We start from the raw sequence: 23,604 nt of genomic DNA on the forward strand, positions 1-23,604 counted from the left end.
TCGTGGCCCTATTTATTTCGGTCATTAGTCATAACCATGATGATATGATTGTAGAAAACCCTACACTAAAAAATTTAGCCCATGATTACACAGTAATACTTAAAGCTAATACTCCTGCCAAACAAATTTTGCGTAACTACTGTGAAGGTGCGGGAATTATTCTACTTCAAGGTAATAAAAAGAAGGGATTTGGTGCGAATAACAACGAAGTCTTTAATTATGCAAAGACGCAACTCAACATGCAGAACAGCGACTACTTCTTGGTCTTAAATCCCGATGTAACTGTAACATTAGAAAGTATACGAAGCTTAATGACTGTAGTGCAAGAGGAGCAATATCCTATATCAACGATAAATCTTTATCGTGATAAAGAAATGAGAGTTTATGATAACTCGATACGCCGTTTTCCTTCTCCGCTGAATCCGATAAAGACTTTGCTAAGACTCAAGAGAACCGATCATTACGATAAAAACTCTATTCATAAACCAATCGCTGTGGACTGGGCAGCGGGCTCACTTCTACTTTTCAATTCTGGCGTTTATGAAGAACTCAATGGTTTTGATGAACGATACTTTATGTATTTTGAAGACGTAGATATATGCATGAGAGGTAAAAGTAGAAAATACCACACATATTATATTCCTAAAATCTACGCCATACATAAAGGTGGATTTAAAAATAGAAAAATATTATCTAAAAATTTTACCATTTACTTAACTAGCTTTATCACTTTCACCCTTAAATATTTTCATTAAAATAAAGAAATACAGGTTGATTAATTTACCTTTAAAAAAACCAAAGCCATCAAAACAAAATGAATTATAACAATTCTTATTCATATAAACTTTAAAAAAATATATAGATTGTTTAGATATATTTATTATATTTTTAAAAAAAATAATTGGATGAAATAGCTTAAAAAACTTAGAATCAGAAGAAGAAACAGCTCCAATAATATTATTTTCATGCTGCCTATACAATAAATATTGCCCCGGAATCATCTTAACACTGCCATAATACTTGACTACGATCGCTAACCACCAATCATGTATCATTATATTAGGGCTTGTAATATCACAAATAGACAAAAAGTCCTTTACCCTTGAGTTTATACATATAGTAGCTCCCTGAACACAGTTACGTACGAGAATTGAATCATCGCCCAGTACGGTGTGGCTCAATTTCTGAAACTTGAAAAAGCTTTTCCCAATAATATTATCTGATTCATCTATAAGGATTGAATCAGAAAAATATAGTATGGGTTCATTAGATTCAATAAAACTATTACTATAAATTTCTACTTTTTTATAATCCCAAATATCATCTTGATCACACAGAAATAACCAATCGAAATTCTCATTCATTATACCTGAAAGAAAATTAGCTGTAACACCTGACTTTGGTCCGCATCTATAGTTTATAAAACCTGAATCTATTTCATGCTCATATTCTACATCCAAGAATCTCTTCAATTTATCATCACAACTATCATCATAAATAAAAATACAATTAACCTTCATCGATTGGTTGATTATACTATCTAGCTGTTTAATAAAAAATTTTATATATGGATTATAGGTGCACAATAATACTGAAATATTCTTATTTATATCTTTAGCCATAAAACTTGCCAGTTAATATATGGAGAAATTTAAATAAAAAGTTAAAGTGATTCCTTGTATTTCTATTTAATCTTATTGCAACCCTTTGCTCAATTATATATCTATTTATAAGTTTTATATTGTCACTCACGATTAAATCTTTAAATTTAAATTTATAAAATTTAGAAATCTCTATTGATTGCCTATCTTTTACATTTGATATTCTTTGATATTCATCTTGATGGACATCAGGTATGCATAGACTACTATCTATCTGAATACCAATAAGACTAGCATTACGCACTAACATAGTTTTTATTTTATCAGGTATATGAATAATTATACTATCTTCGACTTCTTTATCATATTGATAAGAATTTATTTTCTTCCTATAGGTTATGGGGATTTTATTATTTGAATTTTTCAACTTATCTGATAATAAATTATAGAAACATTCAGACAATAAATCACCATAATAGTTTTCATCATTATTAGATAGCTTATTTAAAAAATTAACAAGTTGTATATATTGATCAATAGACATCGGTACTTGGTTAACTTTTCTTAGAAAATGTAAATATGGTGGTTTCAACGTTGTATTAACACGTTCATCTACCTTTGATAAAGAACTAATATCTTCATCAGTAAGAAGTAAGTAATTTTTTAAAAGCTCAATTTCTATATTATGATCTAACGAGTATAATAACGTATCTACTTTTTGAAATTCTTTATTCCAAGGTTCAAAAAGTTTATCATAATCATAATATTTTAACTCAAATTCACGACAGGTCTCTACTGTTCCTGTAAATCGTCTATATGGATCTCTAATTATTTCATTATACAAAGATGTAAACCAATCAAACTGGGGTCTAATAAAAGCTATAAAACTCACATCATAATCTTTATTACAAAAAACTTTTGATAATCTGACGCTAAGATTTGAAGGTATAATTTTATTTTCTAAGAAACATTCTGAACTAATTAATACTGTGTCACATTTTGAAGTGTCAATTTCGTTCTTCAAGTCTAAAAGCATTTTTAAAGAAAGTTTCTCATCACTAGATTTAAAACTATTAGCAAAATCACCATGGTTGTCACCAGAAATAATTGAAGTCGGATATAATATACCGCTAGACATTAGCTTTGACTTATTTAAATTCAAATATCTTTGAATGAAAGATGTTCCTGTCTTGTGTGTACCTATATGAAATATCAATTTCATTTGTCATCCATCACATTAGTTAAATTAAATTTTTTTAGATTTGGGTATTTTTTAAAAAGTAATAAGTTTGATGATTCTAGATTATTCTTAATTTTTTTACTTAGTTTTATTTTGTTACATTTCAAAAATGATAACCAACTAAAATATCGAGAGTAAATAAAATTCTCAATAAAAAAACTTCTAACCCCAGTATTTTTTTCCAGCATCCATAAATAGTTCAAAATAGAAATTTCAAAATCATTGAGTGATGCATTTTCATTGACAACATTATCATTATACAACGTTATATCAATATTTAAGGCATGGTTAATAAAATCTTTAATTAGATAATCACCACTTTCCTCTTGAATATAATTTCTAACTATTAAGGATTTTTCTCCGAATACACTCGTAATATTTTCTAATGTATTAAAATAGTTTAACATTTCGATTTGAGGCAAATCACCTACATGTCCACTAAAGCGAAGGTCTTTATCCATAACAACGTATTTATATACAGACTTCAACCAAGATATTTGAGGTCTTAAATAAACTATAATTTTAATATCAAGATTATCTATATTTTTTAAATGATGATATAAGTGGTTATAGTCAATACCTTCGAGAAAGCATTCGGAACTGATCAAGAAATTATTCAATGGACTATTATTGATATAATTTTTCAAATCAGAATAGACCTGTTGACTATCCTGATTTTCATACTTATATCTATTTACTTCGTTAAGGCCCTTAAAAAAACCACTAGATCTGCATTTAGAGACTAAGGTTGGATTCAAAGTCAATGCAAACATCGCATGATTTTTCTCAACACAATGACAATCAACATAGTCAATACCAGAATTTAAAAGCAGTATTCTATTATTGAAACACCAAGTTTGTATCGATGTTGTCCCAGTCTTATGAAATCCTATATGTATATAAAGCTTTCTTCTTTCCATATCACTAACAAGTTATAAGATAATATTGATAACCGCGAAAATTCTTTTTTTCAGATTGTATTTAAAACGTAAATAAAATCTACCCAACATTCCAAACTCCTGAACAATTTGTCCTTGTTTCCATAATGATCTTTTTATATTAATATATTTTCCTTTCAAGTTTATTTCTTTATCTAATATCATATTTACTTTCAAGTCTTTTCCAAAATCCGCACTACGAGATATACTTAAATAATTGAAAAGTTCATTTTTTGAAGGCCACAATATTTGTTTTCTTAATTTTCCAAGATATAAAGTTGATAACTCATCATCTATATCATCAATCTTATTATATACTTGATAAAATATAGAAGATATATCACCCAACACATTAGAATCGTCGATAAAGCCACATTCAGGGGTAATTAGGCCTTCAACTTTAATATATGTCTCAGTACTTGGATGCTCAGGTTCGCATAACATTTCAATGATATGTCTATTCTCGATTATATATGAAAATCCTTGACTTATATTTTCTTGATAAGAATCGAACATTATTCCATGTACAAATTTATGGAAGTTAAACTCAGGACCTCCGTACGTACTTTTGCCAACAAAAAATGCATTTATATTATAGTTAGGGAACAGTACTTTTAAATAAAAAACAATACTTCCAGACCAGCCAGTATCAACTAATGCAATTTTATCTTTTTTATCTACTAATTGCTTCCAATATGAAAAAAATAGATTATATTGATTAAAAACATACTCCCTTAAAAAAAGATCGCCATCCTCGATTGACAATAGATCATTAACACTCGAATAACAGACCTGAGTATTATGGAGTCTCTCTAATTTATCTGTACTAGTACAAGCTTTATACTCGCCAAAAGAATGACTTCCTAAGAAACACTGAAGCATACTATATAAACTCATTCCATAGTATTCTTTTGCTAAATCGTATGATGTAATATCAGGTGCGACATAAGAACATGCTTTAATCGCAGCTAATCGACTTGTATAGCAAACATTTGATTTGACGGATAAAAGATAATCCGAATGTGTTTTAGAGAAAACAGCTCGTAATCTTATACCACCTCTTGCTAAAAATAGTATATTATCGATATTTTTACTTTTTAGTGTAGCATATAAAAAAGAGTTATATATTTTAAATAGATAAGCATACTGTTCTATCATAAAACACCCAATCTTTTCATAACTCTATAATTACTCAATTTATTTGCAGCTTGCCATAATCTAGAACGCGGTGTGTAAATACCTATAATACCGAATTTAATTGGCATACTGTAATCCGAATGGTAATTATCTCCACAATGAATCACTTTTTTATCTTCAATACCGAGTCTATCAATAACGTAAGGAAATAATGAACCTTTTCTCTTACTTTTGTTCAAATCAGCGCTAGAAAAAAGATAGTCTAGCTGAAATCCACTAAGAATATTACTAATTAGTCTTGATATACTATCTGAAGTGAGGTACATATCAGAAATTCCAATAACTGAACTACCATTCTTTTTTCTATCACTCAAAAAACTAACTAAATTTGAATTAGGGCTTAATACTGAAGACTCGTAGCTTAACTCTAATTCTAAAGCACTATGTAAAAAATCATCATCATAATTCACATCTAGAATATCAAACATTAATTTATATATGTATGTTATATTTGGTTCTTTCTCTTGGTCATTACCAAATGTATAATATGCAATTCGAGCAGCTTCAATTCGCGCAAGCCAAATTGAATTCACACACTTTTTAATATTTAATTTTCTTTTGAAAATCTTTGAAATTTCTAGAAACCTATAGTATTCACATTGATATTTTCTAAGTAGTAATGTATCAAAAATATCGACAGAATAAATATCGTATGTCTTATCCCTGAAGTATGCATCATAACACTTCATTTGATAAACCTACCTAATCTAAGTTTAATAATAACTGCCTTAGCCTTTCCAATCAACATATCTACCACTCCAAATCTATGATGAATGCTCTGGAATTGTCGGCCTAAGGTAAGAAGAACTCCTAATCCGATTTGATTATTAATAATATCTTCTCTTAATAAATTATTTCTAAAAATTGCTTCATAATGAGCATGCTTATCTATTGAACCCACAACAGAATTAGAATACACGCTATTATTTTTATCTTCTCTATGATGATAGTATGCTAATTCCATCGGAATTACGCCAATGTTTCCGTTTAATAAACATCTAAGATGGAAGTCCCAATCACCTAATACTGGTAAATCTTCATTAAACCCACCTACTTCATCATATACTGATTTTCGAAATAAAAAAGAAATAGGAGGAAATTGATTATGCATGAGTAAATCAGACATACAAAGGTTTAATAGCCCATTGTTATAAGGTCTTTTATGAAGGATTTGAACACCTTTTTCAGATATTTTCTCAATGACCATCGTTGACTGAACTACAACACCAACTTGATCATTATTAGAATCTAAGTATTTGGTAGTAATATCTAGGAACTCGGGATATAAACTATCATCATCATCATGAATAAGAATATAGTCTCCTTTAGCATGTTCAATACCATTGTTTGACGCAGCTTCCATACCTACAGATTTTTCTCGATGAATAACAGCGACATCAATACCTTTAGTTCTTGCCAATTCTGCTATTTGATCTACTGGCTCCCTAATGCCAGCATCATTCACCAAAACCCACTGAAAGTTCTTATACTTCTGATTTTCAAGTGACTCTAAAACTCTTGGTAGAAGTATTGGTCTATTTTTTGTTCTAGTAATAATAGAAACTTTATTCATTAGTACTTATTCTCATGATTTTTATTTTTACTATTAAGGAGATCAGTTAGCCTTTTTATTTCTTTCTGATCTTTTTCCCAAATGATTCCTTGCTTATGAGTTTGTGTTAACAAATTCTTAATTTCTTCTTGATCCTGCTCCCAAATAATTCCTTGTTTATGAGTTTGTGATATTAACATTAATCTATTTAATTCAAGTAGATCTAAAAATGGCTTAAAAAAACTAAAATGTTTAATTATATCTGAAAACGATTCATTTTTATTTAATTCATTTTTATATATAATTGTCAAGCCAAACAATGACGCTATATTTAAGTAAGACCAATCGTCATTTATAGTATCTTTCACAGCTTTATAAACACCACTTTTACAAGATGAACTATCATTATGGAATGATTTTACGTCATAATGAATTGGCCAAAAAAATGGCATATCAATCTCATTTCTATCCTTACTTAAATTCATATAAGATATATCAACTTCCTTTTTGTTCTTCATATCATTGATACTATAAAATGTATCTACATAATTACATGGCCAAGAAGTGTCATGCATAATGATAATTTTAGGATTCGGTGATGAAAAGAGCACATCTAACTCATCAATCACTGTTTCATAATTATGGTCACCATCAATAATAAAAACATCTTGTAACGAATCTTTGTTTTCTTTTAAATACTCAATAGATGTCTTCTTAAAAAACTCTACTTTAACAAAATCACTATCATCGAATTCCTGATAAGCAGGATCTACAGAGTGTAATGTGACATCTAAGTCTGAACATAATGTATCAAGCTCTCTCAAATGATTACCTTGATATCCACCAATTTCGACAATTCCTTTCTGGGTGATAGCTTTTAATAAAGGAAACAGAATGCTCTTATAATTTACCATTGAGGCTAGCTGTAAACTCATTTGAGCATTATCAAAAATCTCATAATCTTCAATAAGATTTTTTTTGAGTAAGTCTTTAATATCTTTATATCTAACTTTTTCATCATTTAAATTAATCATAACTTACCTTTTATTTTATCGTTCCCTAATTATAAACTCTGCAATACGAAAAGATTTATTTTTTGAAAAATCTGCTGATAATATTATATCTCGGTCCCACTCAATTCCTTTGCAGGAATATCTAGCTGCAGATGAATTTATACTTTTGGGGTATTTTTCAGCATATCCAGGAGTCTTCATTGGACCATCTAAACTCTTATTATTAATACATAAATTATCAAAAACATTACTTGTTTCATTTATAATAATAATCGATAAATTTATTTTACCGTTTTCTATAGTAATTTTTTCTACATTTAAAATAAAACCATCTATTATTTCAAACTTCTCCATAGTTAACTGGAACATATTAAGTTTAATTTCCATATTATATTCAGATAAAACTTTGGACTTCCTACCATCTTTACGAACGATACCATTGTTTATCCAGACGACTCTATCTACTACTTTTTCTAACTGCCGTTCAGAATGAGTAACAATAACAATAGTCATTTGGGATGATATTTTCTTCTTAATTTCTCTTTCCGCTTTATCTTTAAAACCTATATCTCCAACACCTAAAACCTCATCAATTAATAAAATGTCAGGACTGGCATACATAGATATTGAAAATCCTAATCTAGCTCTCATACCCGAAGAATAAGATTTGACATTTTTTTCGAAAAAATCATTTAATTCTGAAAATTCTTTTATTTGTTCAATTTTACTTAATATGAATTGCTTACTATACCCTATTAGCATACCACTTATAATAGCATTTTGTCTGCCTGATAGATTAGGATCAAAACCAGCAGATAATGACATTAATGAGATACTTTTTGTGTGATATACTATTTCTCCATTATCAGGTTTTATAATGCCAGCGAGTAATCTAAGCAACGTTGACTTTCCTGCTCCATTTCGTCCTATGATTCCTAAATTTTCGCCTTTATAAATATCAAAGGACACATTTTTTAACGCTGAATATTTATTTATTTTGAATAAAGATTTTTTTTCTCTATAATCAACTCCAACGTTTTTTATCTCTAAGATTTTTTCTTCAATCATTCCAAAACAACTCTTGGCAGTTTATATTCTAGTTTTCGATACAATACAATTGATACTAATATTAATAATACACCCACACCGCCTACTGAAATCAGCTCATATAGATGTGCAATATTATTATCTAACAACACATCTCTGTAACACGCCAAAAGCACGGCTATTGGGTTAAAAAAAAGATAACTCTGATATTGAACTGGAATATCTTTGTAATTAAAAAATATTCCAGATGTGAACATTAAAAACTGTAAAGTCGTTGGAATAATATAAGACATATCTCTAATAAAGGGGGTAATCAATGCAGCCAAAAGAGAACATGCTGTAGTAAAAATAAATTGTATAGCTATTATTAGCAATAAATATATCCATTCAGTATTAATATCAATTCCATACGCAATAAGGAATAAAACTAAAATTAAAAATACTATTATTTGTTTCAAAGCATCTTGAATGATGAAAGTCATAGGAAAAAATATCTTATGTATAAACAATTGATTCATAAGAAAACGTCCTTGAATAATACTCCCCATTGCGTGGTTCACAGTTTTTGAGAACCAAAGCCAAGGTATGAGCCCGGTAAGAAGGAATACGACATAATTTTCATCACCCCTTTGCAAAAAAAACGCAAAAACTAGATAATAAACACTCATATGCATTAAAGGCTCTATTACCCACCAAGTATAACTTAAGTAATTAACCGATGCTTCAGATTTGAGATTCAAACTAGCTTTAACTAAAATCAAGTTAATCGTATGCATAAATTTCATATATAAATTTCTTTTAAATAATTTAAATTGATAGAGGTTCTATGTTTGCTAGATCCATACCATCCTTATCTTTCTTAGATAAATAAACTTCTTCGTTTTTACATAGAGGCCATTCAATACTAATACTAATATCATTCCATAAAATCGAGTGCTCTGCCTTCGGGTTGTAATAGTCAGTACATTTATAAACAAACTCCGCTTCATCAGACGTCACATAAAAGCCGTGTGCAAATCCTTCTGGTACCCAAAGCTGGCGCTTATTTTCTGCGGAGAGGTAAACCCCGACCCATAGTCCGAAAGTTGGCGAATTTTGACGTATATCTACTGCGACATCGAATACCTCACCAGAAACGACCCGAACGAGTTTGCCCTGCGTATTTTCAGTTTGATAATGTAATCCACGTAAAATCCCTTTCTTAGACTTTGAGTGGTTATCCTGAACAAATGTTGTTGGCTTCCCAGTTACTAATTCTTCAAATTTTTTCTGCTGCCAGGTTTCCATAAAAAAACCACGCTCGTCACCAAAAACTGCCGGCTCTATAATCTTAACTTCTGGAATTTTAGTATCTATAACTTTCATGATAGTTAACCTTTTAACTACAGTATTTATCTAGGTTATTTAGTGCTTCTAGCCAATCACTCGCTCTAACTTTAAATTGTTCTTCGATTTTGCTAGTTGAAAGACGTGAGTTGGCAGGGCGTTTTGCCGGCGTTGGATACATATCGGTCGTGATTGGAGATAGTTTAGGGATGGTCTCTAACAGCCCCTTTTCACATGCAACCTCAAAAATCTTGCTCGCAAAATCAAACCAGCTCACATGAGGAAGCCCTGAATAGTGATACACGCCAAACTCTACAGCTTCACCCGATACTATTTTTTCTGCCACAGTGATAAGTGTCGCAGCGATATCACCTGCATAGGTTGGTCCGCCAAATTGATCAGCAACGATACCTAACGAATCTCTTTGAGATCCGAGCCTAAGCATCGTTTTCACAAAGTTGTTACCGTGCTCACCAAAAACCCATGCCGTACGCATAATAATATGGCGTTTACAATTCTCAGCTACCGCTACTTCACCGGCTAGCTTACTTGCCCCGTAAACCCCCTGAGGCTCGGTACTATCAGACTCCTGATATATTCCTCCAGCATCGCCAGAAAAAACATAATCAGTAGATATATGCAAAATCGCCGCATCTACGGATGCTGCGGCTTGAGCAAGATACTTTGGACCATCACGGTTAATAGCGTATGCTAAGCTATCCTCATCTTCCGCTTTATCAACTGCAGTATACGCAGCAGCGTTGATGATAATATCGGGCCTAAATGACATAACTTTAGACATAACTAGCTCTTGGTCTGATATATCTAACGTTTTACGATCCAAAGCTAATACGTCAATTTCTTTGGCTAAGGCTTGCTCTACGAGACAGTGTCCAACCTGGCCATTGCTGCCTGTAATTAGTACTTTCATCCGATTACAAACCTTTTCTACTTTGTGATTCAGTAATGAGTCTCACTAAATACTGGCCATAGTCGTTTTTCATCATTGGCTTAGCGAGCTCTAATACATCTTCATCACTTAGCCAACCACTACGCCATGATATTTCTTCTAGACAAGCCACTTTAAGACCTTGGACATGCTCAACGGTTTGAACAAAAGATGATGCCTCATGAAGGCTTTCGTGAGTGCCTGTATCTAGCCAAGCAAATCCTCGCCCAAAGAGCTCAACATTCAGAGATCCATCACAGAGGTACATTTCATTGAGTGTGGTAATCTCTAACTCACCACGAACAGATGGTTTCACTTGTTTAGCGAACTCAACGACACGATTATCATAAAAATATAATCCGGTTACGGCATAGTTCGATTTTGGAACCTCTGGCTTTTCCTCTATTGATATAGCCCGCATCTGCTCATCAAACTCGACAACACCAAAGCGCTCTGGATCTTTAACCTGATAGCCAAACACTGTTGCGCCAACCTCTCTTGAGGCTGCACTTTTTAATAGACCGGTAAAATGCTGACCATAAAAAATATTATCGCCTAAAACCAGACAAACAGAATCGTCACCAATAAACTCTTCTCCAATCAGAAAAGCCTGCGCCAAGCCATCTGGACTGGGTTGTATCGCGTACTCAATGTTAATACCGAACATTGAGCCATCACCAAGCAACCGTTGAAATGCACTGTTATCATCAGGCGTCGTTATGATTAATACATCTTTGATACCCGCGAGCATCAGTGTAGATAACGGATAATAGATCATTGGCTTGTTGTAGATAGGAACAAGCTGTTTCGATATCCCCCGAGTTAAAGGGTACAAGCGCGTTCCCGATCCCCCAGCTAAAATAATCCCTTTCATGTCATTCTCCAGCACCTAAACGTTCACGAGAATAAGAACCATCTAGTACTCGACTCCACCATTTCTTGTTGCTCAAGTACCATTCGACTGTTTTGCGAATACCACTTTCAAAGGTTTCTTCCGGTTTCCATCCTAACTCAGTCGCTATCTTGCTCGCATCAATAGCATAACGAACATCGTGCCCAGGACGATCTTTGACATAAGTGATCAAGTCTTTATATTCACTTACTCCTGCAGGTTTATTGGGAACTAACTCTTCCAATAAGCTACAGATTGTTTTCACTACCTCAATATTAGCTTTTTCGTTATGACCGCCAATATTGTAGGTTTCACCAACAACGCCTTCAGTAACCACTTTATATAAAGCTCGTGCGTGATCTTCTACAAATAACCAATCACGAATTTGCATTCCATCACCATAAACCGGTAATGGCTTTCCATCCAATGCATTTAATATCATCAACGGAATGAGTTTTTCCGGGAAGTGAAATGGACCGTAATTGTTTGAGCAATTGGTCACAATGGTTGGCAGTCCGAACGTACGTGTCCAAGCTCGCACTAGGTGATCACTTGAAGCTTTAGATGCCGAGTATGGACTTGAAGGAGAATAAGGGGTTGTTTCGGTAAAGAGATCATCTGTACCTTCTAAATCACCGTATACCTCGTCTGTCGAGATATGATGGAAGCGAAACTGCATTTGTTCTTTTTCCTCAAGAGCAGTCCAATACGCTCTTGCGGACTCTAATATCGTGTAAGTACCAATGATATTGGTTTCGATAAAATCTTTTGGACCATCAATTGAACGGTCAACGTGACTTTCAGCAGCCAGATGCATCACTAAGTCAGGCTTGTGCTGATTGAATACGCGATCTAATTCAGAGCGATCACAAATATCAACTGGCTCAAACGCGTATCTTTCATTACCAGAGATCGAGTCTAGTGACTCCAGGTTACCTGCGTAGGTAAGCTTATCAACATTGACTACTGAATCATTTGTATTTTCAATAATATGCCTAACTACTGCCGAACCAATAAAGCCCGCTCCGCCTGTCACCAGTATTTTCATCGATTTACTTCCTTCTGTTTCTGGCTTAAATTCATACTCAGCATGAACGCTACCGCCCTTAGGTTACGCATCTAAATTACGAATTAGCTTACAAATTGTAGTAGCTTGAGCAAATTTATCGAAAATACTACCTCAAACGATTTCAAGACGCGAGGTTAACCTTTTCTTAACCCATATTTTGTGATTACAGATCAAGGGTAAATGGCTATAATATAAACCATATTTTCAAACAGATTACGGAATAACCATTATGATCATCGTAACTGGCGGTGCTGGCATGATTGGCAGCAACATCGTAAAAGCTCTTAATGAACGCGGAATTCAGGACATTTTAGTCGTCGACCACTTAAAAAATGGCCGAAAATTTAAAAACCTTGTCGATCTTCAAATCGCTGATTATATGGATCGCGATGACTTTCTGACTCAAATTATGGCTGGTGACGATTTCGGTCCAATTGAAGCGGTATTTCACGAAGGTGCTTGCTCAGCAACGACAGAGTGGGATGGCAAATATATGATGCTCAATAACTATGAGTATTCAAAAGAATTGCTGCATTACTGTTTAGATCGAGAAATTCCATTTCTTTACGCTTCCTCAGCAGCGACTTACGGCGACACAAAAACATTCGTGGAAGAGCCAGAGTTTGAAGGGGCATTAAATGTCTACGGCTACTCCAAGCAGCAGTTCGATAACTATGTAAGACGTCTATGGCAAGATGCCGACGAGCATAATGAAAAACTGTCCCAAATTACTGGATTTCGTTACTTCAATGTTTATGGTCCTCGAGAGAATCACAAAGGCTCAATGGCCTCAGTGGCTTTCCACCTCAATAATCAAATGAATGCAGGTGAAAACCCTAAGTTGTTTGAAGGCAGTGAACACTTTATTCGCGACTTTGTTTATGTCGGTGATGTTTGTCAGGTCAATCTGTGGTTCTTAGACAACGGAGTGTCTGGTATTTTTAACTGTGGAACAGGAAACGCAGAGTCTTTTGAAGAAGTGGCCAAAGCTGTAATTACTCACCACGGGAAAGGACAAATTGAAACGATTCCATTCCCTGAGCATTTAAAGGGCGCATATCAAGAGTTTACCCAAGCCGATTTAACCAAGTTACGAGCCGCAGGATGTGATATTGAGTTCAAAACTGTTGCACAAGGTGTCTCAGAATATTTACACATTATAAATAAATAGCGTTTCGTCACATTTTCTACTTTTCTTATCTCGTAAGACACTCATACTAGGAGTGTCTTATTTTTAATAATCATGATTACAGTTGGTAGTGAGGTAGATATGAAGATTGCGGTAGCAGGGACAGGTTACGTCGGTCTATCCAATGCGATGCTTTTAGCTCAGCACAATAAAGTTGTTGCACTTGATCTAATCGAAGAGAAAGTCAACATGCTTAATAATAAGAAGTCCCCTATTGTTGATAAAGAAATCGAACAGTTTTTAAATGAAAAAAACCTCGATTTTAAAGCGACTTTAGATAAAGAAGAAGCTTATGTGGATGCGGAGTTTGTCATCATTGCAACACCTACCGATTATGACCCACATACAAACTACTTTAATACGTCTTCTGTTGAAGCGGTTATCAAGGATGTAATGGCGATTAATCCCAATGCAGTGATGATCATCAAGTCAACCATTCCTGTAGGGTATACTCAGACCCTAAAAGAAGAGCTTGGATGTGAAAATTTAATCTTTTCACCGGAGTTTCTTCGTGAAGGTAAAGCGCTCTACGATAACCTTTATCCATCTCGTATTATTGTCGGCGAACAAAGTGAACGAGCTGAAACGTTTGCCAACCTACTTGTCGAAGGTGCACAGAAAAAAGATATTGAAGTTCTCTTCACGAACTCTACCGAAGCTGAAGCGGTAAAACTGTTCTCAAACACTTATCTTGCCATGCGCGTTGCGTATTTTAATGAACTTGACTCCTATGCAGAGGCGTATGGCTTGAATTCAAAACAAATCATTCAGGGCGTTTGTCTGGATCCTCGTATTGGTGGTCACTACAATAACCCATCATTCGGTTATGGTGGCTATTGTTTACCTAAAGATACTAAGCAACTTTTGGCTAACTACGATCAAGTACCGAATAACATTATTGCTGCAATTGTTGATGCGAATAGAACAAGAAAGGATTTTGTTGCTGAAAGTATTTTGAAAAAACAACCTAAGACGGTTGGTATTTATCGCCTCATAATGAAAGCTGGTTCAGATAACTTCCGCGCATCTTCGATTCAGGGGATCATGAAGCGATTAAAAGCAAAAGGTATTGAAGTCGTAGTTTATGAACCAGTACTGAAAGAAGATCTCTTCTTCAACTCAAGAGTGATAAGAGACTTGGAAGAATTCAAATCGATTTCTGACGTAATCGTTTCAAACCGTATGTCAGACATTCTGTCGGATGTAGCAGATAAGGTGTATACACGAGATCTGTTTGGCTCTGACTAATACATCTCGCGTCATAACAACACACTATACAGAAGGAGCCATTAGGCTCCTTCTTCTTATTTGCCAATAACAACGGTAGTATATAGGGACAAAACTCACAGGATCACAGTGCGTATAAATCGTGTCTAAATTCGTTGTACTTCATATATGCCTCTCGAAAGGTTGGGGGGGATTAGAAATGTATCCCATCCGCACAGGAAAATGGCTGCAAGAGCAAAATTGTAGTGTTTTAGGATTAGCTATTGAAGGTACTCCTACTCACACTGGAATGTGTGATGCTGGTTTTGAGACTTTTAATACAAAAAGTAAGGGAAGACTAATCAGTCGACAGTTGCCGGCGCTAATCAAATGGATTAAAAAGAAAAGAGTGAATATCATTCACTGTCACAAGTCTGGTGACCTGTTAATCGCCGCATTACTCAAGAGCTTTGTTCCAACAGTTCGCGTTATTTTCACCGAGCACATGGGTGTAAAAAGACCCAAAAAAGATATCTACCATCGTTGGGTTTACCATCATATTGAACAGGTACTATCAATCAGTAATGAAACCTATAAGCGAAATATTGAGGCTTTACCCGTACCAAAAGAAAAGGTAGAACGGCTCTGGCTTGGCACTCCTATTCCAGACCTTATTCAATCCAAGCAATATCTCAGCGACATAAAGACAATATACAATGTCCCTCTAGATAAGAGAGTAATAGGTATTGTTGGTCGTATATCTCCAGGGAAAGGCCATCTCGAGTTGATCAAAGCATTTCAGGTTGTTCATGACAGAATCCCGAATACCCGACTTCTAATCGTAGGCGGTTTAAACGAAGAGCAAGGTGCTGATTTAGACTATTTAGACAGTGTGCAAAAAGAAATCGCTCAACGTTCACTGCAACAACACGTTATTTTTACAGGTTTTAGTAATGACGTTCACGCTCTTTATTCAATAATGGATGTGGTGTGTCTTCCATACGCAAATGAAGCATTTGGATTAACAGCTATTGAAGCCATGTCAGCTGGACGTCCTATCGCTGCATCCAATACTGGAGCTCTACCTGAAATTATCGACACCTCTGGACTACATTTTGACCCAACCGTTCCTTCAGATATCGCCTCTAAGCTCATTTCAATTTTGCAGGATACCGAATTAGCAACACAATTAGGTTCATCTGCTAGAAAAAGAGCTGAGGAGGAGTTTTCCGTAACGACTCACATAACAAAACTACTGAAATATTATGCGAATAGTACAAAAAACTAACTTTTTTCTTCTATATTCATAAAGATGAGTACCACATGATAACCATATGTACTTACATCGGTATGTAATGTTACTATTCAGGTCGTCACAATATTAATATCTATTATCATAAGTTTAGCTAATGAAAATTCTCGTTATTGGACCATCATGGGTCGGTGATATGGTTATGTCACAAAGCCTCTACATCGAGCTGAAAAATCAGTACCCCAATGCTTCTATCGATGTGCTGGCACCTCGGTGGTGTGGTCCAATTCTGGAAAGAATGCCTCAGGTCGATAATGCATTGGAAATGCCTATAGGTCACGGTGATTTCGATTTAATAGGTCGTTGGAGACTAGGTCGAAGCCTAGCGGTAAACCAATATACTCATGCCTATGTTTTACCAAACTCAGCTAAGTCAGCGCTTATTCCTCTCTTCGCCGGTATACCAAAACGGATTGGTTGGAAGGGAGAAATGCGATTTGGTTTATTAAACGATCTTCGTCCAAACAAACGCATATTTCAGTATATGGTCGAGCGATATGTTGCTCTGGCTTTCTCCAAAGCTGAAATGAAAGTAAAAACGACATTAGATACCTGTCCACATCCATCTCTCACTGTTTCTAGAGAAAATCAATCCAAACTTATCAACAAACTGGATCTGAATACCGAAAGAGAAATCATAGGTATATGTCCGGGAGCTGAGTTTGGTCCTTCGAAAAGATGGCCGGATGAGTACTACGCAGAATTGACAGCCAGCCTAATTAACCAAGGGAAACAGGTTTGGATGTTTGGGTCGACGAAAGATCAAGAGGTTACCAATAAAATTAGGATGTCTCTACCTGAAGAACAACGTGGCTTTTGCTATAATCTAGCAGGAGAAACGTCGTTAATCGAAGCGATAGATTTACTCGCTATGTGTAAGACTGTGTTTTGTAATGATTCAGGACTAATGCACATCTCTGCTGCGGTAGGAAGTCAAATAGTGGCGATCTACGGTTCGACATCACCACTGTATACTCCACCATTATCAGATAAAGTTGTGATTGTAAGTAAGGAGCTTGAATGCCGCCCTTGCTTCAAGCGAGAATGCCCTTTGGGGCATTTGAAATGTCTTAAAGATCTCTCAGTTTCGACCATTATAAACCATTATAACTCTATGGAACAGGATAAATAATGTTTTCTGCATCAGTCATAATTGCTTTTTACAATAATATAACAGCATTAGACACTATTTTACGTGCTTTGGAGAATCAAAGTAATGCGGGGTTTGAAGTTGTTATCGCTGATGACGGCTCCTGTGTCGACGTTCAACAGTGGGTAGAAAATCGAATAAAAGAGTCTCATCTTGATATACAACATATTACACAAGAAGATATCGGATTTCGTAAAAATCGAATTCTAAATAAAGCGATATCAATATCACGCTCTGACTATTTGATTTTTATCGATGGCGACTGTATCCCACAAAAATACTTTGTTGCCGATCATTTAGAAAATCGCGAGCCCCAAACAATATTAAATGGTCGCAGGGTCGATCTACCGTCAGAATACAAAGATAAATTATTGAGTGCCAAAAAACCTGAAGAATTTTTTACGTGTAATATGGTATCAATACTATTTAAATATTTGTCAGGAAAAGGTAAAAACATAGAGAAAGGAATAAGAATAAAATCTCCTTTACTCTCAAAGTTTTTAAATAGAAAGAGAAGAGGTATTGTTGGGTGTAATTTCTCTTTACACAAAGAAGATATAATTTCTGTAAATGGTTTCAATAACTTATATGAGGTTGCTAGTATAGGTGAAGATACTGATATTGAATACAGGCTCGTTAAAACAGGAAAAAAAATAAAGAATATCTTCTTCCAAGCAAATATATTACATTTAGTACACCCAGAGTTGCCTAGGCTATCTAGAGCTATTGAATTATTTGAAGAAACCAAGGCTAATAATGAATTTATTGCAAAAAATGGATATAATGAATCATTTCAGCAAAAATAATAAGGCACTGTTATTTTTGTTATTTTTGTTAGGTGTTTCTTGTCTTGTGTCAAAATCAGGATTGTATATTTTCTCTAGCTTATTATTGTTGTATTTTATATTTTCATTCGATGTAAAGAAAATAGATATAAAAAAACCACTTATAGTACTCTCAGCTCTATCATTTCTTATCGGTATATTAGCTGTTTTATTTCGTCAAAGCTCAATGGATGAAATAGTTTTCTTCTTAAAAAAATCATCTTTTCTTATATTATTTCCAATTGCTTTATATTACTTCCGATTTAATCCAAGAAGCTTAGTATTATTAGCAGGTGGATTTATTGGTTTAGTCATCGCGAACATAAAAGCAATATCTATTTACCTGCATTCTGGAGCGCCATTAACTGGTAGTTTAATACAAAGCTTTTGGGATATAGGTCGCTGGAGAGAATTATTATCTTACGCTATTGTTATTGCTATACCATTCCTTTTTTCTAAGCGAAAATATTTAACAATCATTAGCTGTATAGTTATTGTCCCCAGCCTATTTTCAATTATTTTGAGTGGTGGTCGACTACCTTATGTTGCTGTAGGAATAGTGACATCAATTTACTTTATTATTTTTCAAAGACGATTATTTATCTACTACATACTTATAATTCTTTTAGGTTCAGCTTTACTATATTTTTCAAACTCTTCAATCAGTCAGGCCGTAGAGCAAAGAGTCGTTTCGATTTTTGATACTCAGAAAAATGATTCTAACTTAGGGCGTTTGACTATGTATCAGCAAGGCCTGAACTTCATTCTTCATAATCTACAACATAACCCTAAAGATTTCTTACTCGGTTTTGGCGAAGAGAATTTCCAACAATACTATACTCGCTATTTATCAGATCACACTGATATAAATGAACTAAACCAAAAGACATCCAATCAGTTTTCGTATACAGATCATCATGATGCTTATCTGAATACGCTCAGTAAGCGTGGTTTTTTATACTTTATTTGCTTCTACCTGCTTCTATATAAAATGGTTAAGGAAAGTTATCAATTAAGTAAAGGGGGCGACCCTTTCTATCAGGCAAGTTATAACTTAATCGTTTGTTATTTGATTGCCGGGCTATTTTATAGTAATAGTTTCAGCTTTCAGACGACTATTTTCTTTCTTTTTTGGGCTGCACTGTTTAGTAAAGGCACAGTAAATAGAGTATCCTCATCCACAGTTGAAGTAGCTAAATAATTTTCCACTAGAAATAGTGCTAAACTAGGTTAAATAATGAATAAACTCCCAATCGTTGTCGCTAATCGAAGCATTAGGCTTATTGGTAACATCATCAAGCTTTTATCATACCCATTCCACTACGTTTTCCCCAAAAAACGGTTTACGATCCCTGAGGAATCCAATGCTAAAGTGACCTGGGAAGCAACGGGTAATGTGCCGAGAGTCATTTGGCAAACGAACTACTCTAATAAAAGTACTCTTCCTATTTACTTTAACTACTTATTTAACCGTTTACTGTCTTTAGACTTCGAATACCGCTACGTCAGTACGGAAGAGCGAGAAGTCTTTATGAAAGAACAGGCATCTGAAAATGTTTACGAGGCTTATATGAAGCTCAATGACGGTGCTGCACAGGCGGATCTTTGGCGACTGACCGTTTTATATACACATGGTGGTATTTACTTAGATATCGACGCATGTATTGTTTGGCCATTAAGAAAGCTTATACAAGACGTGGATAACGCTTTATACGTAAAAATTAAGAATGATACGGAGTACTCTAACTTCTTTCTTGCAACGGTTCCGGGGAACGAAGATTTTTTAAAGGTTATCAATATAATCGTTAATAATATCAATAACTACAAAGACTTAGAAAAGAAAGGCGTTTATAGTACAACAGGGCCTGACACATTAAACCAAGTATTAAACACACAGGACAATGTTAAGTTTACGCCAAGAAAATATTTGTGTATTCAGGGTGCATTTACAAATGAGCATTTTCAATATCTTGATAAACCAAGAGGGAAATGGACCCACATGAAAGATGAAGATTTGATCAAGTAAATCATGCTAAATCCAATTCTGACAGGGCTCTATAATCTTCTTATTCTCATTGTGAGCCCTATTTATCTAACAGTACTCATCCGCAAGATGAGTTCATTACCAAATGCTCAACATCGGTGGCTTGAGTACATTGGTTTAGGTAAAATCGAATCTGAGTCAACACGTCCCATTTGGATTCACGCAGTATCTGTGGGTGAATCAATGGGAATTATTCCTCTAATCAGAGAGATCAAGAAATCCCATCCAGCAAAATGTATTATCGTAACGACAACAACATCAACTGGCGCACAAATCATTATGAGCCAGTTAAAAGACGATGTGACACATTACTTTATGCCATTTGATATTCCATGGTGTGTTAGGCGCTTTGTAACCAAAATCAATCCAGAAACCTTTATCATTATGGAAACTGAACTGTGGCCAAATACACTATCTATAGTCAATTCCTTATCGATTCCCATCACTGTCATTAATGCTCGAATGTCGGAAAAGTCATGCAAAAGCTACCAGAAACTGGGCTCTTTCTTTCGTCGAGTTTTGAACAAGATCGATCATATCGTGTGCCAAAATACATCCGACAGAGAGCGCTTTGAAAGGCTAGGAATGGATACTAGCAAACTCTCGGTAAGTGGCTCTCTCAAGTTCGACATTAAGATTGATGACGCTGCTATTGAAAAAGGCGTGAATATCCGTTCAGAGTTTGGTGACCGCCCTATTTGGATTGCAGCAAGCACCCACCAAGGGGAAGATGAGCAACTTTTAACTGTACATCAACAAATACTAAAGCAGCTTCCTAACGCTTTATTAATCCTCGTCCCTCGCCATCCAGAAAGATTTGATTCCGTTTTTAAATTATGTACTGAGAGTTTTGATACCGTCAGAAGAACAGGCAAACTCCCCGTCAAATCATCCTCCCAAGTTTATTTAGCAGATACCATGGGCGAACTTATTGCTCTGTTTGCAGCAAGCGATGTTTGTTTTATGGCAGGTAGTTTGATTGGTGATAAAGTCGGAGGACATAACCCGTTAGAACCAGCGGCTGTTGGGTTACCAGTGATTACTGGTCCAAGCTATTACAACTTTAAAGATATATATCGTTGTCTATTTGAACTTGGCATCGCCTTCGAAAAGTCGATACCGACAGAGATAGCTAAAACCGTATGCTCACATTTGGAAAATAAAAATAAACTAGGCGATATAAAAATAAAGGCCAAAACATTCGTTGAACACAATAGAGGCGCATTACACTTTACAAGTTCAGCTATCCTACAATATTCGAACGACACCGTTGATACAGCAGAATGAAAAAAGTACTTCTTATAACAGTTCCAATGGGTGGGTATGAAACCGCACTGATTAAAACGTTAGAATCAAAAGGGTTTAAAGTTGATTTTTTCAAGCAGGCAGCCAAGGTCAATAAATCAGAGCTGAGTCTCTTTCAAAGAGGTATGCGCGGCATCAATCGACACTCATCCTACATTACAAATATTGAGACCAAAATCTACGAAGAATACATCCAACAACTGGATGGGCACTATGATTATATTTTTGACTTCGGTGGTAAAGCTCGTCATACCTGCCTTTCACTTTTGCGGAAGAAGTACCCGAAAGCAAAGTACCTTCTCTATATGTGGGATGATATTAAGCATTCTGAATATATTCAAAATAACTTACCGCTTTACGATGACGTTTTTGTATTTAATCATGAGGAAGCGCAACAATTCGGCTTTCGCTATCGTCCCAATTTTTACATTGATGATTACATCTATGACGGTGAAGATAAGACAATCGATGTATTCTATCGTGGAACGCTCAGAGAAAAGCAAAGAACCCGAACTTTAGACGCAATAGAGAAAGAGCTTTTTAACTATCAAGTCGAGATCAGTTTGCATGCTCGAGGTGGCTATTTAAAGAACTTTCAAAAGGTTCATTCAAAAGACTATTTTGACAAGAAATGTGATTCTGGCTACCTCAATGTCCAGCAATTATCTGATAAGTATAAACATTCTAATATTCTTATCGATATTGCGTTCGATAATCAGATAGGACTTGGGCTAAGACCTTTAGAAGCCATAGCGGCGAATTGCAAACTCATCACGACTAACCCGAATATAGTCAATTACGATTTCTTCAATCCACAGAATATTTTTATCTTATACTCTGATAGTCGCAATATTTCTGGGCTAATTGAATTTATGGATACGCCATTACAAGCCTATAGCGCTGATGTGCGCTATAAGTATAGTGTTTCAGGTTTTATCGATGATGTTTTCGGACTTCACTAATAATAAGCCGATATTAGATCATCAAAATCTTTCATACTCCAATGAATATCCCACTTCATTTTTTCTTTTTCAAAGGAGCGTTTCAAGCGGGATAAATTGCCTTGCTTAAAACGCTCATTCTTTTCAATAGAACACTTATCAAAATCGATAATCCAGATCTTATCTTGCTCATCGACTAAAATGTTATGGATATTTAAGTCGGTATGATTTACCCCTGCATCGTGCATCTTACGAATTTCTTGGCCAATCTTTTGATACATCAAACCAGATAAGGGTTTCTCTTTTAGTATTGAAACTAAATCCCGCGCATGAGGAACCTTTTCAGTTATCAGATCAGCTTGATAACAAAATGTACGCTTTACTGCTCGCGCTGCTATCGGTCTCGGTACGTGGACGCCTTGAGCATGGAGATTTTCTAAGATGGTAAATTCCTGAAAGCTTCTGGTATTTTTCCATCCGCTAAACCAGTAGTGATCACTGACAAGCTTACCAAATAAACCGCCGCGACGATAATGGCGCAATGCCCCGGCTAAGCTGTGTAACTGTATAAACCAGGTAGTTCCTCGTCCTTTTGCACTGCCGATAATTCTATCTTCTAGCTGCCAATAATCGGGGGAAAAGCAATGCCGTGGATCAGCCGAAAGCAAGTCTTCGTTATACCAAATCTTCTGATTTTTGTTCTCTACAGTTTTCAAAACACATTTACCATCAGGGTATTCAACGGAGATATTTTACATTTTCTCCTGCTATCTGCATAATTCTTGTCAATTTCTTTTCTACTTGAGAAT

24 protein-coding genes are annotated in these 23,604 nt (G+C 34.9%); 10 read left to right on the top strand and 14 right to left on the bottom strand.

Annotation, left to right across the window (positions count from 1 at the left end; genetic code table 11):
• Window positions 1-2: 2 nt before the first annotated feature.
• A complete protein-coding gene (locus EES38_RS17705) occupies window positions 3-755 on the top strand; it encodes a glycosyltransferase (protein ID WP_124938557.1) in 753 nt (250 codons plus the stop codon).
• On the opposite strand, the gene EES38_RS17710 is transcribed toward EES38_RS17705, so the two are convergent.
• Genes EES38_RS17710 through rfbB form a run of 13 tightly spaced genes read right to left on the bottom strand, consistent with a single transcriptional unit; the run spans window position 714 to window position 12,803 of the window.
• Window positions 714-1,622, bottom strand: coding sequence for a glycosyltransferase (locus tag EES38_RS17710; protein WP_124938558.1), 909 nt, complete (start codon window positions 1,620-1,622; stop codon window positions 714-716). The genes EES38_RS17705 and EES38_RS17710 overlap by 42 nt on opposite strands.
• Window positions 1,615-2,823 carry a hypothetical protein gene (locus tag EES38_RS17715; RefSeq protein WP_124938559.1) on the bottom strand — a complete coding sequence of 403 codons (1,209 nt, stop codon included), beginning with the start codon at window positions 2,821-2,823 and terminating at the stop codon, window positions 1,615-1,617. Before EES38_RS17715 ends, EES38_RS17710 begins: the two co-directional genes overlap by 8 nt.
• Window positions 2,820-3,761, bottom strand: a complete 942-nt coding sequence (locus EES38_RS17720) for a hypothetical protein (protein WP_124938560.1) — start codon at window positions 3,759-3,761, stop codon at window positions 2,820-2,822. Before EES38_RS17720 ends, EES38_RS17715 begins: the two co-directional genes overlap by 4 nt.
• 12 nt (window positions 3,762-3,773) lie before the next feature.
• Entirely contained in the window at window positions 3,774-4,937 is a 1,164-nt protein-coding gene (locus EES38_RS17725; RefSeq protein WP_124938561.1) for a hypothetical protein, read from the bottom strand.
• A complete protein-coding gene (locus EES38_RS17730) occupies window positions 4,934-5,665 on the bottom strand; it encodes a hypothetical protein (RefSeq protein WP_124938562.1) in 732 nt (243 codons plus the stop codon). The genes EES38_RS17725 and EES38_RS17730 overlap by 4 nt, the downstream gene beginning before the upstream one ends.
• Entirely contained in the window at window positions 5,662-6,549 is an 888-nt protein-coding gene (locus tag EES38_RS17735) for a glycosyltransferase (protein WP_124938563.1), read from the bottom strand. The genes EES38_RS17730 and EES38_RS17735 overlap by 4 nt, the downstream gene beginning before the upstream one ends.
• Complete coding sequence (locus EES38_RS17740) at window positions 6,549-7,562, bottom strand: class I SAM-dependent methyltransferase (RefSeq protein WP_124938564.1); 1,014 nt, start codon at window positions 7,560-7,562, stop codon at window positions 6,549-6,551. The genes EES38_RS17735 and EES38_RS17740 overlap by 1 nt, the downstream gene beginning before the upstream one ends.
• A gap of 15 nt (window positions 7,563-7,577) precedes the next feature.
• Entirely contained in the window at window positions 7,578-8,609 is a 1,032-nt protein-coding gene (locus EES38_RS17745; protein WP_124938565.1) for an ABC transporter ATP-binding protein, read from the bottom strand.
• Window positions 8,606-9,373, bottom strand: coding sequence for an ABC transporter permease (locus EES38_RS17750; protein ID WP_124938566.1), 768 nt, complete (start codon window positions 9,371-9,373; stop codon window positions 8,606-8,608). The genes EES38_RS17745 and EES38_RS17750 overlap by 4 nt, the downstream gene beginning before the upstream one ends.
• Window positions 9,374-9,395: 22 nt before the next feature.
• On the bottom strand, window positions 9,396-9,953 hold the full coding sequence (rfbC, locus tag EES38_RS17755) for a dTDP-4-dehydrorhamnose 3,5-epimerase (RefSeq protein ID WP_124938567.1): 558 nt from the start codon (window positions 9,951-9,953) through the stop codon (window positions 9,396-9,398).
• 13 nt (window positions 9,954-9,966) lie between these two features.
• Window positions 9,967-10,845, bottom strand: coding sequence for a dTDP-4-dehydrorhamnose reductase (rfbD, locus tag EES38_RS17760; RefSeq protein ID WP_124938568.1), 879 nt, complete (start codon window positions 10,843-10,845; stop codon window positions 9,967-9,969).
• Window positions 10,846-10,849: 4 nt separating this feature from the next.
• Window positions 10,850-11,737, bottom strand: a complete 888-nt coding sequence (rfbA, locus tag EES38_RS17765) for a glucose-1-phosphate thymidylyltransferase RfbA (protein WP_124938569.1) — start codon at window positions 11,735-11,737, stop codon at window positions 10,850-10,852.
• 1 nt (window position 11,738) lies between these two features.
• Window positions 11,739-12,803, bottom strand: coding sequence for a dTDP-glucose 4,6-dehydratase (gene rfbB / locus EES38_RS17770; protein WP_124938570.1), 1,065 nt, complete (start codon window positions 12,801-12,803; stop codon window positions 11,739-11,741).
• Between the two features lie 250 nt (window positions 12,804-13,053).
• Between rfbB and rfaD the strand changes: the two genes are divergently transcribed.
• The 9 genes from rfaD (at window position 13,054) to EES38_RS17815 (ending at window position 22,816) form a co-directional block, all read left to right on the top strand.
• On the top strand, window positions 13,054-13,995 hold the full coding sequence (gene rfaD / locus EES38_RS17775; protein ID WP_124938571.1) for an ADP-glyceromanno-heptose 6-epimerase: 942 nt from the start codon (window positions 13,054-13,056) through the stop codon (window positions 13,993-13,995).
• Window positions 13,996-14,094: 99 nt separating this feature from the next.
• A complete protein-coding gene (locus EES38_RS17780) occupies window positions 14,095-15,261 on the top strand; it encodes a nucleotide sugar dehydrogenase (RefSeq protein WP_124938572.1) in 1,167 nt (388 codons plus the stop codon).
• 121 nt (window positions 15,262-15,382) lie between these two features.
• A complete protein-coding gene (locus EES38_RS17785) occupies window positions 15,383-16,507 on the top strand; it encodes a glycosyltransferase family 4 protein (RefSeq protein ID WP_124938573.1) in 1,125 nt (374 codons plus the stop codon).
• Window positions 16,508-16,628: 121 nt separating this feature from the next.
• Window positions 16,629-17,663 carry a lipopolysaccharide heptosyltransferase II gene (gene waaF, locus EES38_RS17790; RefSeq protein WP_124938574.1) on the top strand — a complete coding sequence of 345 codons (1,035 nt, stop codon included), beginning with the start codon at window positions 16,629-16,631 and terminating at the stop codon, window positions 17,661-17,663.
• A complete protein-coding gene (locus tag EES38_RS17795; RefSeq protein WP_124938575.1) occupies window positions 17,663-18,487 on the top strand; it encodes a glycosyltransferase in 825 nt (274 codons plus the stop codon). Before waaF ends, EES38_RS17795 begins: the two co-directional genes overlap by 1 nt.
• Window positions 18,438-19,706 (top strand): O-antigen ligase family protein, encoded by a 1,269-nt coding sequence (locus EES38_RS17800; RefSeq protein WP_124938576.1) that lies wholly within the window; start codon window positions 18,438-18,440, stop codon window positions 19,704-19,706. The genes EES38_RS17795 and EES38_RS17800 overlap by 50 nt, the downstream gene beginning before the upstream one ends.
• A 36-nt stretch (window positions 19,707-19,742) precedes the next feature.
• Window positions 19,743-20,531 (top strand): glycosyltransferase family 32 protein, encoded by a 789-nt coding sequence (locus tag EES38_RS17805; RefSeq protein WP_124938577.1) that lies wholly within the window; start codon window positions 19,743-19,745, stop codon window positions 20,529-20,531.
• A 3-nt stretch (window positions 20,532-20,534) separates the two neighbouring features.
• The gene (gene waaA, locus EES38_RS17810) at window positions 20,535-21,836 is read left to right on the top strand and encodes a lipid IV(A) 3-deoxy-D-manno-octulosonic acid transferase (RefSeq protein ID WP_124938578.1); all 1,302 of its coding nucleotides are present in this window, start codon (window positions 20,535-20,537) and stop codon (window positions 21,834-21,836) included.
• On the top strand, window positions 21,833-22,816 hold the full coding sequence (locus EES38_RS17815; RefSeq protein ID WP_124938579.1) for a WaaS/CpsH family glycosyltransferase: 984 nt from the start codon (window positions 21,833-21,835) through the stop codon (window positions 22,814-22,816). The genes waaA and EES38_RS17815 overlap by 4 nt, the downstream gene beginning before the upstream one ends.
• Here EES38_RS17815 and EES38_RS17820 read toward each other — a convergent pair.
• Window positions 22,813-23,511: a 3-deoxy-D-manno-octulosonic acid kinase gene (locus EES38_RS17820; protein WP_124938580.1), complete on the bottom strand. Its 699-nt coding sequence runs from the start codon at window positions 23,509-23,511 to the stop codon at window positions 22,813-22,815. The two genes, EES38_RS17815 and EES38_RS17820, sit on opposite strands and share 4 nt — an antisense overlap.
• Window positions 23,512-23,604: the final 93 nt, after the last annotated feature.

The sequence above is a fragment of the Vibrio viridaestus genome, assembly GCF_003856525.1.
Classification (GTDB): domain Bacteria; phylum Pseudomonadota; class Gammaproteobacteria; order Enterobacterales; family Vibrionaceae; genus Vibrio; species Vibrio viridaestus.